Genomic DNA, 15,478 nt, shown 5'->3' with positions numbered 1-15,478 from the left:
GGAGGTCCCGGTAACCTATTGAATCTATTGGAGTAATTCCTGGGACACTACTGGGCCGTACCGGAAACCGCCGCCCGCCGAAATTCGAATTTCCGGCTCATGCGTGCGCGCGGAAGAGGGTGAACGGTGGAACCCCGAACAACAAGGGCAAACTCAGGTAGGAAAGAAGTCTACCCGCCACCTTCCACTCAACTCCAAGTGTAGCACGACCCAACCTTTCCAGGTCGGTGAGTAGGTGTGTGGTTTTCGGGCGGTTCGTCCTCTATCTATTCAGAGGAGGGCTATATGCCTGAACCAATTCGTCCTGAATCCCTACCCTTACCTGCCTATCCCCTTGCACGACCCGAGCATGGACGTGAGTGGCCCCAAGGCGTCGAGCCTGCTCCCATCTCTCATGTCCCGCCATGCGGTCACTGAACGACCCTGTTTCACCAATGTATACAGGAATCCAATTGTTCTTTTGATTCACTCCGGTAAAAATGTAGACACCCGGAGCGTCTTTCCAGTCAGTGTCATAATCACAAACATGAAAAACGTAACCACCCCACGCAACGGTACCATTAGCCATTTCGCTTGCTCCCTAACCTTCAGCCGGCGCCGCCGGCGAGTGTAGCACCAACTCACACTTGCCGAGGCTCGTCCAGCTTGCCTTTGCCGCCTTCACCCGCCCAACAAAAACCACCTCGTCCCCCTTCCGACACAGTAACGCCTCGCCGGCATTCTCCGCAGCGAAATAACAGAATAGACTTCTATGCTTCGGGTCTTCCCCTCCTTCTTCTTCCCTTGATTTTATCCTATGTATGGTAAGCTCGATACCTGGCTCCCGTCTGGTGATGTTCCATACTACACCCCCAGCCATACCCCACTTTCCCACCTGGCCTTTCACTGTGTCCTCGACTTCAATATCGGTTAGTCCATCTAGGGTTGGCATAAAAAGCCAAAGATTGACTTTCACGTACGCTCGCGGGGTATCGACCGCGGGTAATTCCCGAAAAGGTAAGGCACCGTGCACGTAGGTTCGCTCACGACTGGCAATCGCTTCACGAATAATAGTCGCCACAAGTACCAGCACAGCAACCACCACAGTTACCCCAGTGAACACTTCAAACGTAAGCACAGGCGTAACTTGATTAACCGTCGCCATAATAGCTTGTGTAACCAACATCGCGACAACCGTCTCAGCAATTCTTGTTCTACTCATTCCTCCCCCTTCTCCCTTCTCGATGCTTGGCGAACGAAAGCCTACCACGGGGGAGGGGAGGGCGTCAAAACTTCATCTTGATTCCAACCATTCGAGCAAGCTCGCTGCCCGTCAGGCAAAGAACGTGTAAGGCCAATTCCTTCGCAGCCCGATGGGTCAGTCTAGTCTCATACTGATATGTACGTATGAGGCTCAGAGAAACATTTTTCGCCACTACCAGTGACCTGAACTTCATATTAATCACCACTTATCTTCGCCATCGCCCACCTCCTCCAAAGCCCAACGCGTTCAAGGCAAAACAAGTCATTGAGTACTTCACCGCTGATGAGAGATGAATTTCGGCGGGTGGCCTTTGTCTTGGGTTTGGGGCCGTCGCTAGTCGCATTGGGCAGCGCCCTGGCAGTTTCACAAGTGACATCGAGTCTTCGTGACAAGTCCAGGCTGAAAGTCCATCGGTTAGCCGACGCCGACTTAGGAGCTTCCGTGCGTGTTGTTGTTTCCATAGGCATCACCTCCGTTAGGGTACCACGAAAACGCTGACCCGGGCGAACGCTCCCCAATGCGACTTCCTGCATGGTAACACGCGGCCGCGGGCGAGGCGAATTTGAAAAATTCGACGGGCGGCGGTCCCTACCGCCGGGCGGATGACATCCGAGGACGGATGTCGCCCGGTTCCGGCGGAGCGCATGCGCTGCGGCTTGGGTGGCCGGCTACGAGGCCGCGAACCAGAGACGTCGCACGAACTGCCGGTAGACGGTCCGCAGGTCCAGTGACCGTCCGGCGTCGGTCGCGCGTCGAAGAGACGCGTGGGAGTGCTGGCGAAGCGGCGCGGCGGAGAGCCGCAGCCGCGGGTGGGCATTACGGGCGAGAGTCGCCCCGTTCGTCTGTCGTCGTGTCGGCATCGTTTCCTCCTCTTGCCGTACAGGCAGGGCTGATCGGTCCCTGCCCAACTAACCATCTTAACCCAAAGTTACATGGCCCCAAGCATCTTCACGTGAATTCTCTGTAACTTCGGCGCCTCGCGTCCGCGCCGCAGACGCCTGGGCAGGCCCGGTTGGGCGGCAAGAGGAGCCGGTGGCGACGATTGTCGGGCCAGGCTTCTGGGCCGCAGAAGCGGTGCAGACGCCTGGACAGGCCCGGTTGGGCGGCAAGAGGAGCCGGTGGCGACGATTGTCGGGCTAGAATGCGTTGATGGACCGCTTGGGGCGCGCGGTGTTCGCGGCGGGGGCCGTGGCCGTCGGATGCCTGGCAGGTCCGGCCCCGGCGGCGCAGCAGGCACCACGCGCCGCTCCCGACACGTACTACTGGGTCCTGCCGGTCGACGAGCCCTCGGTCGAGGTGGCGACGCTGCATCCGAACGACTGCTACGTGGTCCAGGCCGCCTACGGACTGGCGTACTTCGGCGAGCCGACCGCCGCCCTCCGCGAGTTGCAGACGCAGTTGCTGATGCCGATCGCCCACCGCGTCCAGACACGCGATGATCACGCCGAGTGCACGCTCGGCACCTGCGTGCAGACCGCCCGCGTCGCGGCAGCCCTGGAGCGCGAGATGGCTTCGGTCGACCGACGCTACCTGCGCCGTGTGGACCACCGTCCGAGCCCGATCGACCAGTGGTTCGGCGGCGCCTACACGGACGTCGGTTCAGCGGAACGGGAGAGGTTTCGCAGAGCTCCCGAGCAGCGAATGCTCTTTCAGCATCTCGCCACCGCGCGCCGGGGCAACTGCTACGAGGCGAAGGCCCCGCGGACACTCACGATTCACGTGCGGGATCAGGCGCGGCGCGCGCACCGCACCGGCGTGTACCACGGCTTCCTGTACGTCGAGCACCATCACCCGGAGATCGCGGGCAGGGCGACCGCCGACTGAGAACCCTTGCGCCACCGACGGCACGGTGAACGCATGCGACAGCGAAACCGAAGGATTGAAGGAAACGAAAGAAGAGGAACGCACGACATGTTCAAGACACGACGCAGCACGGCGCGGGCCGCGGTTCTCGCGGCGACATTGCTCACGACCGGTCTGCTGGTGGCGGCCCAGGAGACGGATCCGACCGACGGCGCGGCGGCCTGGCGGTTCGAGGAGATCGGCGACGGCGTCTTCTTCGCGACCGGCACCGGCGCGATGACGACGATGAGCAACTCGCTGGTAATCGTCAACGACGACCACGCGATGCTCGTCGACACCACCGTCACGCCGGCGGCGGCCCGCAAGCTGATCGCGGAGATCAAGTCGGAGGTGACCGACAAGCCGATCCGGTACGTGTTCAACACGCACTTCCACTTCGACCACTCGCACGGGAACCAGCTCTTCGGCGACGACGTGGAGATCGTCGGACACGACTACACGCGCTCGCAGCACCTGGCAGACCCGCTGAACCAGCGCACCAACCGATCGTTCTCGGCCGCCATCCCGGGCCAGATCGAACAGATCGAGGCGCAACTCGCCGTAGCGACCGACGCGGCCGAGCGCACCAGACTGGAGACGGACCTGCGCATCCGCAAGGCGCACTACAACGCGATCCAGGAGACGGTCGTCAAGGCCCCGAACGTCACCTACAACGACACGATGACCCTGGTGAAGGGCGGGCGCGAGGTGCAGCTCCACTTCGTCGGCCGCGGTCACACCGGCGGCGACACCATCGTCTTCCTGCCGGAAGAGCGCATCGTCTTCACCGGCGACTTCTTCGTCGGCAGCCCCGGCGCCAACGGCCTGCCGTACATGGGAGACGGGTTCGTAAACGAGTGGCCGGCGAGCCTCGACGGGCTGAAGGCGCTCGACTTCGACATCATCGTGCCGGGCCACGGCGCACCGCTCCGCGACCGCAGCCAGATCGACGACCTGCAGGCTTATCTGCGCGACCTCTGGGCGCAGGCGTCGAAGCTGCGCGCGGAAGGGGTGCCGGCACACGAGGCCGCCGCACGCATCGACCTCAGCGCGCACCAGGACGCCTACGGCGCGCGCGCGCGAAGCGCGGACCCGCGCGCGGTGGTGCGGATCTACGAGGTGCTGCAGATCCAGCACCCGATATAGAGGACACCACCCAGGGAGCCGGACGGAGACCCGCCGTGGTCTCCGATCCGGTGGGGGACCGGTGAAGACGTTTGCCGTCGTCGCGGGGGCGGTTGCCACAGGCTCAACCGCCATCGTGTGGTTCCCGGATAGCTGGCCTGCCTATGCGTTCGGTTGGATGATCTACCTGACGATCGCGATCGTCAGCACCACCTGGTATGCGGGCCTGCTCATCCTGGCCGGGTTCTCGAGCTGGTGGGTGTTGCGGCAACGGAAGGAATGACATGCGAAGTCAACGGATACCCCTTGTCATCGTCGCCGCGGGCGTGACGCTCGTCGTCTGCGGGAGCCCGGCCCTGGCGCAGGAGGAAGCCGGGCCCCGCGTCCTCTCCGCCCGCGACACCCTGCGCATAAACCAGGTCGGGTCCCCCGAGCTGTCGCCCGACGGCGAGTGGGTCGCCTACACGCTCAGGACGCGCGACATGGACGCCGACGACCTGGCCGCGGTCACCCACCTGTGGCGCGTCCGCGTCGACGGGACCGGCAACCGGCAGCTCACGCGCGGTCCGCAGAACGCCACCGCGCCGGCGTGGTCGCCCGACGGCGGGATCATCGCCTTCCTGGCCGCACGCGGCGAGGAATCGGACGCGAAGACGCAGGTGCACTTCCTGTACGCCGACGGCGGCGAGGCGTGGCAGGTGACCGGGCACGACGAATCCGTGGGCTCGTTCTCGTTCGCGCCCGACGGCTCGGCGCTGCTGTTCACGGCGCGCGACCCGCTCCCCGAGGAGGAAGAGAAGCGCAGGAGAGAACAGGGCGACGCCGAGGTGGTCGACGCACTGCACCGGATGACACATCTCTGGCTGCACGATCTGGACACTTCCGAGACGCGGCGGCTCACCGAGGGCGACTTCACGGTCCGGAATCCCGACTGGTCGCCCGACTCGCGGCAGGTGGCGTTCGAGACCCGCCCCAATCCGACGGCCAACGACGCCTGGCGCAGCGACCTGTGGGTAGTCGACGTGGAGACCGGCGAGCGGCGCCTGCTCCACGAGAACGGCGGGAGCGACACGTCGCCGCGGTGGTCTCCCGACGGCCGGACCATCGCGTTCGCCTCGAACGCCGCCGCTTCGAGCAACACGCTGCACGACAAGCTGTACCTGGCCCCGGCCGGCGGCGGCGAGCCGCGTGTGCTCCTGGAGGACGTCGACCGGAACTTCTCGGTCCCCATCTGGTCGGCGAACGGGCGGTACGTCTTCTGGCCGACCGGCGAGGGCACCTCCAACGGCCTGTTCCGGGTGAGCGTCGAGTCGGGTGCGGTGATCACCGCGTCGGCGCCGGGCGGGCGCAACAGCGCCTGGTCGCTCTCCGACGACGGAACGCGCTGGGCGTGGGTCCATACCAGCCCCGACCGGCCTTCGGAGATCTACACCGCCACCGCCGGCGGCGAGCCCGTCCGCCTGACCGACGCGAACGCCTGGCTCCGGGATGAGGGCGTGCAACTCGGCACGGTGGAGACCGTCCGCTGGACCAACAGCGACGGCGACCCGGTCGAGGGCGTGCTGACGAAGCCGGTCGGTTACGAGGAAGGCGTCGCCTATCCGTTCATCGTCAATCCGCACGGCGGACCCACGGGCGCGTCCCTGGCCGCCTTCAACGCCACGACCCAGTTCTTCGCGGGCAACGGCTACGTCGTCCTGCAGCCCAATTTCCGCGGCAGCACCAACTACGGCCAGGCGTTCGTGAGCGCCAACATCGACAACTGGGGCATCACCGACTACGACGACGTGATGACCGGTGTGGATCACGCCATCGAGATGGGCTGGGCCGCCCCTGATCGCCTCATCTGCTACGGCTGGAGCTACGGCGGGTATCTGTCGGCCTGGATCGTCACCCAGACCGATCGCTTCAAGGCCGTCTCGCCGGGAGCGGGTCTGACGAACCTCTACAGCATGTACAGCACCAACGACCTCCAGGACTACCTGGCGTCGTTCTTCGGCGGGACGCCCTGGACCGCCACCGACAACTACCGCGAGCACTCCCCCATGACCTACGTGGCCGACGTGAAGAGCCCGGTGCTCCTGATGCACGGGGGCAGCGACACGCGGGTGCCCCCGGAGCAGTCGGTCGAGTTCTACCGGGCGCTGCGGGACCTCGGCAAGGACGTCACCTTCGTCCGCTTCCCGCGCGAGGGGCACGGCATCGTCGAGCCGCTGCACCAGATGGATCGCCTGCGGCGCTACGCCGCGTTCTTCGGCGAGCACGTGGACAACCCGCCGATCAGCGAGGACCAGCCGCACGAGGCGGAGCCGGCGGAAACCGCGGACGACGAGGGACAGTGACCATGACCTGGAAGCGCATCGCGAGCATCGCCGCCGCCACTACCTTGGGCTGGCTGGCCGGCAGCAGCCTGCTGACGAACGCCGTGCGGGCCCAGACCGATCAGCCGGGCATCTACCTCGACCTCGACGAGATCCGGGCCATCGCCAACCGCGTCCGCGCCGGCCGCAGCCTGCAGCCGGAATCGTGGCCGAACGGCGCCCGCGTGGCGGTGATGATCTCGTTCGACGTCGACAACGACACCATCCTGATCGGGCGCAACGCCAATCCATCCATCGGCGCGATGTCCCAGGGCGAGTACGGCGCGCGGGTCGGCCTGCAGCGGGTCGTCGACCTGATGGACCGGCACGAGATCCCGGCGTCGTTCTTCATCCCGGCGGTCAGCCTGGTGCTGCGGCCGGACATGATCGATGTCATCCAGGCCTCGGGGCGCCACGAGTTCGCGGTGCACGGCTGGATCCACGAGCTGAACAGTGCGCTGGACGCCGAGACCGAACGGGACCTCGTCATCCGCGCGACCGACTACCTGGAGCAGGTCACCGGCAGCCGCCCCGTCGGCTACCGCGCCCCGTCGTGGAACTTCAGCCCCAACACGCTCGACATCATCCGCGGGATGGGATTCCTCTACGACAGCTCGCTGATGGCCGACGACCGCCCCTACGAGCTCATGCAGAACGGTGAGCCGACCGGCATCGTCGAGTTGCCGGTGGAGTGGATCCTCGACGACGCGCCGCTGCTGAACCCGCGCGGCAACAGCTACACGCCGCCCCGCGAGCTGCTGCAGGTCTACATCGACGAGTTCGACAAGGCCTACGAGGAAGGGACGATGTTCCTCCTGACCACGCATCCGCACATCATCGGCCACCGCTCGCGCATGGTGATCCTCGAGGAGCTCGTCGACCACATCAAGGCGAAAGGCGACGTCTGGTTCGCGACGCACGAGCAGGTGGCGCGCTACGTGAAGGAGCAGGCGGGGCTGTGAGCGTCGAGCACTGGGACGCCGCCGCCGAGGGGCCGCTCTCCGAGCAGGCCCTTCGGCGCAAGCTGGAGGCGCGCGGCTACGCCGTGTCGCGCTACGTCTATCCGCCCGGCACGCGCTTCCCGCCGCACACCCACGGCATCGACAAGATCGACGCCGTCGTCTCCGGCCGGTTCCGGATGACGATGGGCGAGGTCGACGTTGTGCTCGAAGCGGGCGACTGCCTCGCCGTACCGCGCGGCGCGCTCCACAGCGCGGAGGTGGTCGGCGACGAACCGGTGGTCAGCCTGGACGCGACGCGGGAGTAGCGGGATTCGCTCGGTCCGGATCCGCGGCTCGCCCAACCATCGACGTCCCGCTTCATGATCCGATCCATGAACGAAAGCGGTTCGGTGTTCCCTGTCCCGGAGCTTCCTCCAGGTCTGGTCGCCGATCTGCGCCGCCAGAACCCCTGGTGGACGGGCGAGCCCGCGCCGGTGCAACCCGGCCCGCGACGCCACCTCGTCGGCCAGATCCGGCGCCGGTTGAATCTGGAACTTGCACCCATCGTCGCGGTGCGCGGCCCCCGTCAGGTGGGCAAGACCACGGCGCAGCTCCAGATCATCGAGGACCTACTGGCCGAGGGCATCCCGCCGAACAGGATCCTCCGCGTGCAGTTCGACGAGTTGGGGTCGCTGCAGGCTCTCGTGGACCCGATCCTGCGCATCGCGGACTGGTTCGAGCACCACATCGCCGGAACGCACTTCAACCGCCTGGCCCGCGCCGGTCGATGGGCGCATCTCCTCTTCGACGAGGTGCAGGTCGTGAGCGGCTGGCACGTGCAATTGAAGTTCCTCGTGGACAACGCTTCCGTGCGCACCATGATCACCGGCAGTTCCGCCCTGCGCATCGAGCAGGGACGCGACAGCCTCGCCGGACGGATCAGCACTATCGAAGCCGGCGTTTTCTCCCTGACGGAGATCGGTCCGCTGCACGGACTGGAGACCCCGAAGCCGTTTCTTCCCACAAACGGCCTGAGCGCCATCGTCGACAAGGCGTTCTGGACCGACCTCCGCGAGCATGGCCTGCGGCACTCAAGCTTCCGAACGGACGCCTTCCGGCACTTCTCGGAACGCGGGGGCTACCCGATCGTCCACAAACGGAAGAACGTCGACTGGGCGGATCTTTCCGATCTCCTGCAGGAAACCGTGATTCGCAGGGTGATCCGCCACGATGTTCCCAACGGAGGCCGCCGACGAGACGTCGGGTTGCTGGAGGCCCTCCTTCAACTGACCTGCCGTTACGCGGGCCTCGCCCCCGCCATATCGGAGCTGGCCGAGCAGGTCGGCCTGTCGCTGAACATGCCCGTCGACGGACGGCGGGTGACGCGCTATCTCAACCTGTTGGCAGACACGCTCCTCGTCAGGCTCGTCCCGCCGCTGGACGTGCGTCTGCGAAAGAACCGCGGCGGTCCCAAGCTGTGCCTCGCCGACCACGCGCTACGCGCATGCTGGCTGCAGGAACAGGTCCCGCTCGCACCGGACGCCCTCGCGGAGCGCCCGGACCTGACGACACAGGCCGGACACCTCGCCGAGAGCGTCTTCGGCTCGGCCGCATCCCTGGTCGCCGGGCTCGACATCGCGCACTGGCCCGAGCGCGGCGCCGATCGCGAGGTGGATTTCGTGCTGACCGTCGGCGTCCTGCGCGTACCGGTCGAGGTCAAGTATCAGCGACGCATCGATCCCCACCGCGACACCGCGGGTCTTCGTTCGTTCCTCGAGAAGACGGTGAACAACGCCGCTTTCGGCATCCTGATCACTCAGGACGCCTCCGGCGTGGTGGACGACCCGCGGATCGTCAGTCTTCCGCTGTCGACCTTCCTGCTGCTGCGGTGAGCGTTCGTCCGGTCCAGAATCCGACTGCGAAGCCGGCTCCCCCCGCACCGGGAACCCCGCAGCCACGAGGATGACCCGCATCACTACGCCCAGCACCATACCGCCAAGAGCGCCAATCCGATAACCAGCCTCGGTGACCGCAGCGCCAGGAGCACGAGCGCAAAGATTTGCTACTCACGGCGGACGGAGACGGTTCGAACAGCAGCCACAACCGGATGTGGGAAACGTGTTCGTTTGCCGCCTCACGCCGGGGTGGACGCTGGCGATTGTACTCCTGCTGGCCGATCTCGACCTCGCGTCGCCGATGGAGCCGGTGCCGAGGGCGTCGCGTTCGAGGGCAAGTGCGACGGCGGGGGTCAGCTACCATGGGCGACGTCGACGCCGTGCTCGAAGCCGGCAACTGCCTCGCCGTGCCGCGCGGGGCGGTCCACAGCGCGGAGGTGGTCGGTGTCGAGCCGGTGGTCAGCCTGGACGCGACGCGGGAGTAGATGCAATCTCCTGTCTGATGTCGATCACTGTTTCCATGATCTCCGTGGGTAAGGGTTCGAGTTCTTCGCCCAGTTCCGCCCTGATCGCGTGCCAGAGCGGCTCCATCGACTCAACCAACCCGGCATTTTCCATTATCCGCCTGACGCGCGGTCCATGGCCGGCGGCAACCGCCGGAATGAGCGAATCCGTCAAGCCCGGCCATTTCTGTTCCTGAAAGTCATCGCCGCCGATGCGCAGAGCGTGTTCAAGTTGATCCAGGGCCTGCGTCCATTCTCCGCGGCGCGCCAGCACGTCGGCAAGCGTGTGCAACGCCCTCGATTTGTTCGGCGCCAGTTCCACCGCCCGGCGGGCGCAGTCCTCGCTTTCCTGCAAACGCTCATCCTCTTGCCAGAGAATCCCCTCCGCCAGGACACGCCATGATTCGTCATGCAGCGGGTCGAGCTCCGTCGCCCGCCTGCAACAAGCTTCCGCCGCAACGAACTTCCCACGGAAATTCAACCAGCGACTCCCGACGGCCAGCAACGTGGAAGCTGAACGGCGCAACTCGACCGGGTCGTCCGATCTGAGGTACTCGGACGCCTGACGCCATACCGCGATTGACTCTTCATGTTGTTCCAGATGGGAAAGAGCGACTCCCTTGGCCCATAGCACCCTGACCGCTTCATGTCGCAGCGCTGCCGGATCGTCCACGCGAAAATAGCTCGCCGCCCGGGCCAGAACAGCGACGGCCTCCTTATGGCGATCGGACTCCAGGAGAACAGCCACGCTGAGTCTCAGGGCTACGGCAGCCGTATAGCGTAGCATCAAGGGATCGTCCGGACGCACGTACTTGGCCGCTCGTTGGCAGGAGGCAAGCGCTTCTTCGTGACGATCTTGCTTATGAAGAGCCCACCCCTTGTATGCCAGGATTCCGGCAGCCATGGAACGAGATTCCGGTGGGTCATCAGGGGTGGCGTCCTTCAGTACGTGCTCAAACGCGGCAATGCCGTCTTCAATGCGTTCATCCTGGACCAATACAATACCCAGTAATACCCATGCTCCCGCGTGCTCCGGTCGGTCCGCTATGATTTTCCTGCATATCGCCTCTGCGTCCCCGAGAGCAAACGCCCGCTCGATCTCACCGACGACAGGCGAGTCCGCACCTACACGATTCAAGGCGAGATCCACCGCCCCACGGCGCCATTCGTCACGTCCTTCGTAGTGCAGGTCGCGAGCCACGTGGTGAACCAGAACGTCAAGCCATTCGGAGACTTCTTCGGTACTTGCCCGCTCCGTTCGCAGCCTTGCCAGCGCGGCCGGATACATCTTGCGCATGCCGGCCGGTCCGAAGAGGTCGTGCAGGAAGGCGACGAGTCGTTCGAGACGATCGCGCCCCGTGCGCGAGAAGCGCAGCAGATAATAGATGTTGTAGAACCGGTCGCTGACTTCGTATCGCGTCCGACTTGCGCCCGGCAACCAGATCTCTTTCGCATAGCCCCTGTTCACCAGTTGCCTGAGCTGAGCGCTGGCGTGTGACGAGCCCAGGCCCGCGGCGCGGGCCACCTCCTTCGCCAGCATCGGCGCCCATCCGTCCGCGAGACAATGGAATACCTTTCGAGCCTGAAAGGGCAGCGCCTCGATCCGGGCCTTGAAGTACGGCGTCTGCTCGTCGACAAGCCGCTCCAGATCCTCGAACGCACGTCCGAGCGGTGATTCGATCAGTACTCGACTGGCAAGCACCAAGAGCCTCGGATTGCCGCCCGTCAGCCGGCATATGGTCTCCAGCCGGCCGCTGTCGCGTTGCAGGGTATCCGTCACCTCCGGCCGACCCTCGCTGTCTGCAATCGCCGCCAGTATTTGTCGAGCATCTTCCAGTCCGAGACCATCGAGAGCGATGATTCGGAAGAACTCGTAGAACGGCTCGCCACGGCTCACGAGGCCATCGAAGACCGCGTTGGCGGACCCGATCAGCAGAATGTCCGGCCGCTCGATCAGGGTGGCGCGTAACGCGTGCATGTCGCGCTTGTCTCGAATCTGGGCGAACACGACATCCAGACTCTCGACGAACAGGACCAGCCGCTTCCTGGTTGCCTGGCAAAAGTCGAGCAAAGCTGCGAGAGCGTAGGCTGCGATCCGTTCCACGTCCTCCTCGTCTTCGACCAGCGCCGCCGCCCGCTTTGCCCAACGCGGCTGTCCGGTGGCCCCGGTCAGGTGTTGCAAGGCCGTAATCCAGAAGTCCGCCAGGGTGTCGACCCCGTAGCTCTCCTCGTCGAATGGCACCGGCTGCCAGTTTGCGGCAAGGTCGGGGGTTTCGCGGATTGCGTGCAGGAAACGCAAACCGAGGGTGGTCTTGCCCATACCCCGCGGCCCGAGGAGCATGACGTGCTGGCAGGGTCGGTTCGGCATCTGCTCGCCGAGAAGACGGAGCATTTCCGCAAGGGTGTCCTTGCGTGCCACGAACGACGTCTTCAACTCGTCCGGAGTCAGTTGGGCTGGGTTGTAGAGCCGCCGGCGAACCATGGCGTGATGCTCCGTGCGTGGTGTTTGCGCCACCATACCCGCAGAAGGTTCGAGCGGAACTCGACCCGGCTGCCCGCGCGCCTCAGATACCCGTCGACCTCCAGATCCCGCAGCACTGACTGAACCGCCGGTTCGCTCTGCCCGCGCATATCGCCGAGCGCGGTGAGCCTCACGCCCCCTTTGCGCCGGCAGGCACGACTCAGAATGTCGTGCGCGAGGTCATGTTCCTGCTCGTCGAATGCGATCTCGAGACGTTCCGCGTAGTGATCCAGATGGGCCGTCCCTCCGGCGCCGGCGAGCCGCTCCTCGAAACATCGTTCGATGATCTCCCGCGAAACGCGGGACGCCTCGCCGCGGCAGGCGTCGCGAAGCGCCGAAAAGAAAAGCTGTACGTGGTATGGAACGGGGTCCTGCAACAGGTCCATCATCCGGGCGATGAATGTCTCGCTGAGATGGAAATCGCAGTGGCTCCCCAAGCCTCGGAGAAACTCGACGGCGACAGTTCTGTTCCATGACGTCACGTGAAACGGTGCGAGGTCGTTGATCAAGCCGGAAAGGCCGACGCGCCGGAGGATACCTTCGAGACCAATCGATCCGCCGATCAACGTGCGGATCCGGTCGCGTAGAGCCGGGGCCTGGCGCCAATGCCGGAGGCGGGACAACAGCATTTCCGCCTCGTGCCTCCGTTCACCGGCCCGCAGCAACCGGGAAACCAGAAGCGGCAGTTCATCGATGATGATCAGGAGATTGCCGCCGGTGTCCGGCAGACTCGTCAGGCGCGCCAGAAGCTGATCGGCGGCATGCTCCCACTCGCGACCGATTGCGTCCTTCAGTTCGACACGCAAGACGTCGACGCTGACGGACTGCAGACGCGCGAGGACGTCCTTGACGGCGTTCGAGAACGGGATGGCCTCGAAGCGGTTCCGATACCTGGGATCGGCCGCCGGCGCGGCGACAATGGCCGCCACGCAGTCCGCGGCGCCGGCGGCGCCTTCGACGTCAACGTAGACGACATCCCACTTCCTGCGAGGCGCGCGGCGGAGTTCCAGCATCAGGCTGGTCTTGCCGACCCGCCTGGGAGCGAGCATCAGAACATGTTCGCCCTGCTCCAGCTTTTCCCAGAGGCGAGTCAGTTCGTACTCGCGTCCATAAAGGTCCTCGTCCACAACCGGTGGCCCGGTAATGTTGCGCATTCACGTCTTCCAGGCACCGAGACAGATGCGATCATGATATGCGGCAATGTTTTTTTTGGCAATGATTTCGTTGCAGATATCGTGTGCACGTCGTCGTCAGCGCCTCCTTCACCTTGCCGGCCCCGTCTCGACGAGTCCAAGCCAGCGAGCGCGAGTCTCTCCGTGTGCAGACCCGCTCTTGACTCACTCCCCGCCGCCGCGACGGTTCGCCTCCAGCGCCTCCCAGAGCGCCGCGCCCTCGGTATCGACCCCCGTGCCGGGTGTGATCACCGAGCTCAACTCCAGGTGCCGATCGGTCTCCGGATCGAACACCGGCCACGGCGGCAGCCCGCCGCGGTTCGGATTGCCGGTGGCGGCGAACTGCACCCAGTAGCCGCGCATCGTGGCGGAAAGACCGGTGTCGGTGTCGGTGTAGTCGCCCACCGGGGTGAGACCGAGCGGGCGCTCGCCGCCCTCCTCGCGCCGCGTCAGCGTGCCGAAGACGTAGACCAGCTCCGCCGCGTGGTGCGATCCGAGATCGGCGCCCCAAGGCGTCGGCGGCACGCGGGTGAAGTGATAGAGCCACGTCGGCGCGCCGGCCGCGGCCTGCGACTCGGCGTGTGCCCGCACCGGCCCGGCGAAATAGAGGTCGTGGATCACCTTGTCGATGGCGGCCCGCGCGGCGTCGGGTGAGGACGCGTCGTAGTGCGCCAGCATCTCGTCGGCCAACTCCGGGTAGACCGACCGGACGTGTTCCTCGAATGCGGCGGCGTCCGGAACGTCCATGTTGCGCGTCATCAGGGAGCCTTCATTGCCGTTCAGTCCGGTGATGAGCGGCACCTGGTGCTGCCGGCCGGCGCGGTACATCGCCAGCGGGTCGTCCGGGATGACCCAGCCGTCGACGTTGGGGGCCCAGACGTTGCCGGTCCGCAGGAACGGGCTGCCCGCGTCGGCGTTCGACGCTGCCAGCACATCGGCGGCGCTCGCCGCGCGCATCGCGGCCAGCGCCTCGTCGGTGGTCCCCGCGATACCGAGCGCGGCGGCCACCCGGAGTCCCTGCTCCTCGGCCGCCTCCCAGCCGCGCGCCGCCTCGGCCAGCGGCCGGTCCCAGCCGTTGATCCAGTTGCTCTGGGCGATGGCCCGGTGGAACAGTCCCTCCGCCTGCGGCATGAGCATCACCGACATGACCGCGCCGCCGCCGGCCGACTCGCCGAAGATCGTCACCCGGCCGGGATCGCCGCCGAACGTCGCGATGTTGTCGCGGACCCATTCGAGCGCCGCCACCGTGTCCAGCAGGCCGTAGTTCCCGGACGCGCCGTGCGGCGACTCGGCCGACAGCGCCGGGTGCGCGAGGAAACCGAAGACGTTCAGGCGGTAATTGATGGTGACCACCACCGCTCCATCCGCGGCGAGCGGCGCGCCGTCGTAGATGGCGGTCGACCCGGAGCCGCCCGTGTAACCGCCGCCGTGGATCCAGAACAGCACCGGCCGCGGCTCGCTCGACTCGCGCGCCGCCCAGACGTTGAGGAACAGGCAGTCCTCGTCCTGGGTGACGCTCCGGCCGCCATTCTGGATGCAGATCGCGGCGCTCTCGGATGCGTCGCGCACACCTTCCCAGCCGACGACCGGTGCGGGCGGGCGCCAGCGCAGATCGCCGACCGGCGGCGCGCCGTAGGGGATCCCCTTGAAAGCGATGATTCCCTCGTCGCGCGCGGAGACGGCCCCCCGGATCGCGCCGCCGGTGACCATGACCGGTGTCCCGGGATCGAGGACGGTCTGGGCGCCGGCCGCGGCGGCGCCGCCGAACGCGAGGACCTGTACGACAGCCGCGCAAGCCGTGGCACGAAGGATGGAAATGCACCGGATCATGGTCATCTGTGGTCTCCGCTGTCGTCGCGGCACGCGCTCGCGCGTC

Annotated in this window: 11 protein-coding genes; 6 read left to right on the top strand and 5 right to left on the bottom strand. The window is 65.6% G+C overall.

From position 1 onward, the window contains the following. Positions 1-580: 580 nt before the first annotated feature. Both F4X11_13280 and F4X11_13275 read right to left on the bottom strand, forming a co-directional pair. The gene (locus F4X11_13280) at positions 581-1,201 is read right to left on the bottom strand and encodes a hypothetical protein (GenBank protein MYN65986.1); all 621 of its coding nucleotides are present in this window, start codon (positions 1,199-1,201) and stop codon (positions 581-583) included. A gap of 710 nt (positions 1,202-1,911) precedes the next feature. Continuing rightward, complete coding sequence (locus F4X11_13275) at positions 1,912-2,103, bottom strand: hypothetical protein (protein MYN65985.1); 192 nt, start codon at positions 2,101-2,103, stop codon at positions 1,912-1,914. A 289-nt stretch (positions 2,104-2,392) separates the two neighbouring features. Between F4X11_13275 and F4X11_13270 the strand changes: the two genes are divergently transcribed. The 6 genes from F4X11_13270 (at position 2,393) to F4X11_13245 (ending at position 9,403) form a co-directional block, all read left to right on the top strand. After that, positions 2,393-3,067, top strand: a complete 675-nt coding sequence (locus F4X11_13270) for a hypothetical protein (GenBank protein MYN65984.1) — start codon at positions 2,393-2,395, stop codon at positions 3,065-3,067. Positions 3,068-3,100: 33 nt separating this feature from the next. Next, positions 3,101-4,231: an MBL fold metallo-hydrolase gene (locus F4X11_13265; protein MYN65983.1), complete on the top strand. Its 1,131-nt coding sequence runs from the start codon at positions 3,101-3,103 to the stop codon at positions 4,229-4,231. A 197-nt stretch (positions 4,232-4,428) separates the two neighbouring features. After that, a complete protein-coding gene (locus F4X11_13260; GenBank protein ID MYN65982.1) occupies positions 4,429-6,552 on the top strand; it encodes a S9 family peptidase in 2,124 nt (707 codons plus the stop codon). A gap of 2 nt (positions 6,553-6,554) precedes the next feature. Then, positions 6,555-7,532, top strand: coding sequence for a polysaccharide deacetylase (locus F4X11_13255; protein ID MYN65981.1), 978 nt, complete (start codon positions 6,555-6,557; stop codon positions 7,530-7,532). Further along, positions 7,262-7,837 (top strand): cupin domain-containing protein, encoded by a 576-nt coding sequence (locus F4X11_13250; protein MYN65980.1) that lies wholly within the window; start codon positions 7,262-7,264, stop codon positions 7,835-7,837. The genes F4X11_13255 and F4X11_13250 overlap by 271 nt, the downstream gene beginning before the upstream one ends. Positions 7,838-7,891: 54 nt before the next feature. Then, entirely contained in the window at positions 7,892-9,403 is a 1,512-nt protein-coding gene (locus F4X11_13245) for an ATP-binding protein (protein MYN65979.1), read from the top strand. 462 nt (positions 9,404-9,865) lie between these two features. On the opposite strand, the gene F4X11_13240 is transcribed toward F4X11_13245, so the two are convergent. The 3 genes from F4X11_13240 to F4X11_13230 form a co-directional block, all read right to left on the bottom strand. Next, the gene (locus F4X11_13240; protein ID MYN65978.1) at positions 9,866-12,427 is read right to left on the bottom strand and encodes an AAA family ATPase; all 2,562 of its coding nucleotides are present in this window, start codon (positions 12,425-12,427) and stop codon (positions 9,866-9,868) included. Next, on the bottom strand, positions 12,355-13,584 hold the full coding sequence (locus F4X11_13235) for an ATP-binding protein (GenBank protein MYN65977.1): 1,230 nt from the start codon (positions 13,582-13,584) through the stop codon (positions 12,355-12,357). The genes F4X11_13240 and F4X11_13235 overlap by 73 nt, the downstream gene beginning before the upstream one ends. A gap of 183 nt (positions 13,585-13,767) precedes the next feature. Continuing rightward, a complete protein-coding gene (locus F4X11_13230) occupies positions 13,768-15,438 on the bottom strand; it encodes a carboxylesterase family protein (protein MYN65976.1) in 1,671 nt (556 codons plus the stop codon). Positions 15,439-15,478 lie beyond the last annotated feature (40 nt).

It is taken from the genome of Acidobacteriota bacterium (assembly GCA_009861545.1).
GTDB lineage: Bacteria > Acidobacteriota > Vicinamibacteria > Vicinamibacterales > UBA8438 > WTFV01.
The sequence above is the reverse complement of the archived record's forward strand: the minus strand, read 5'-3'. Positions and strand labels throughout refer to the sequence as shown.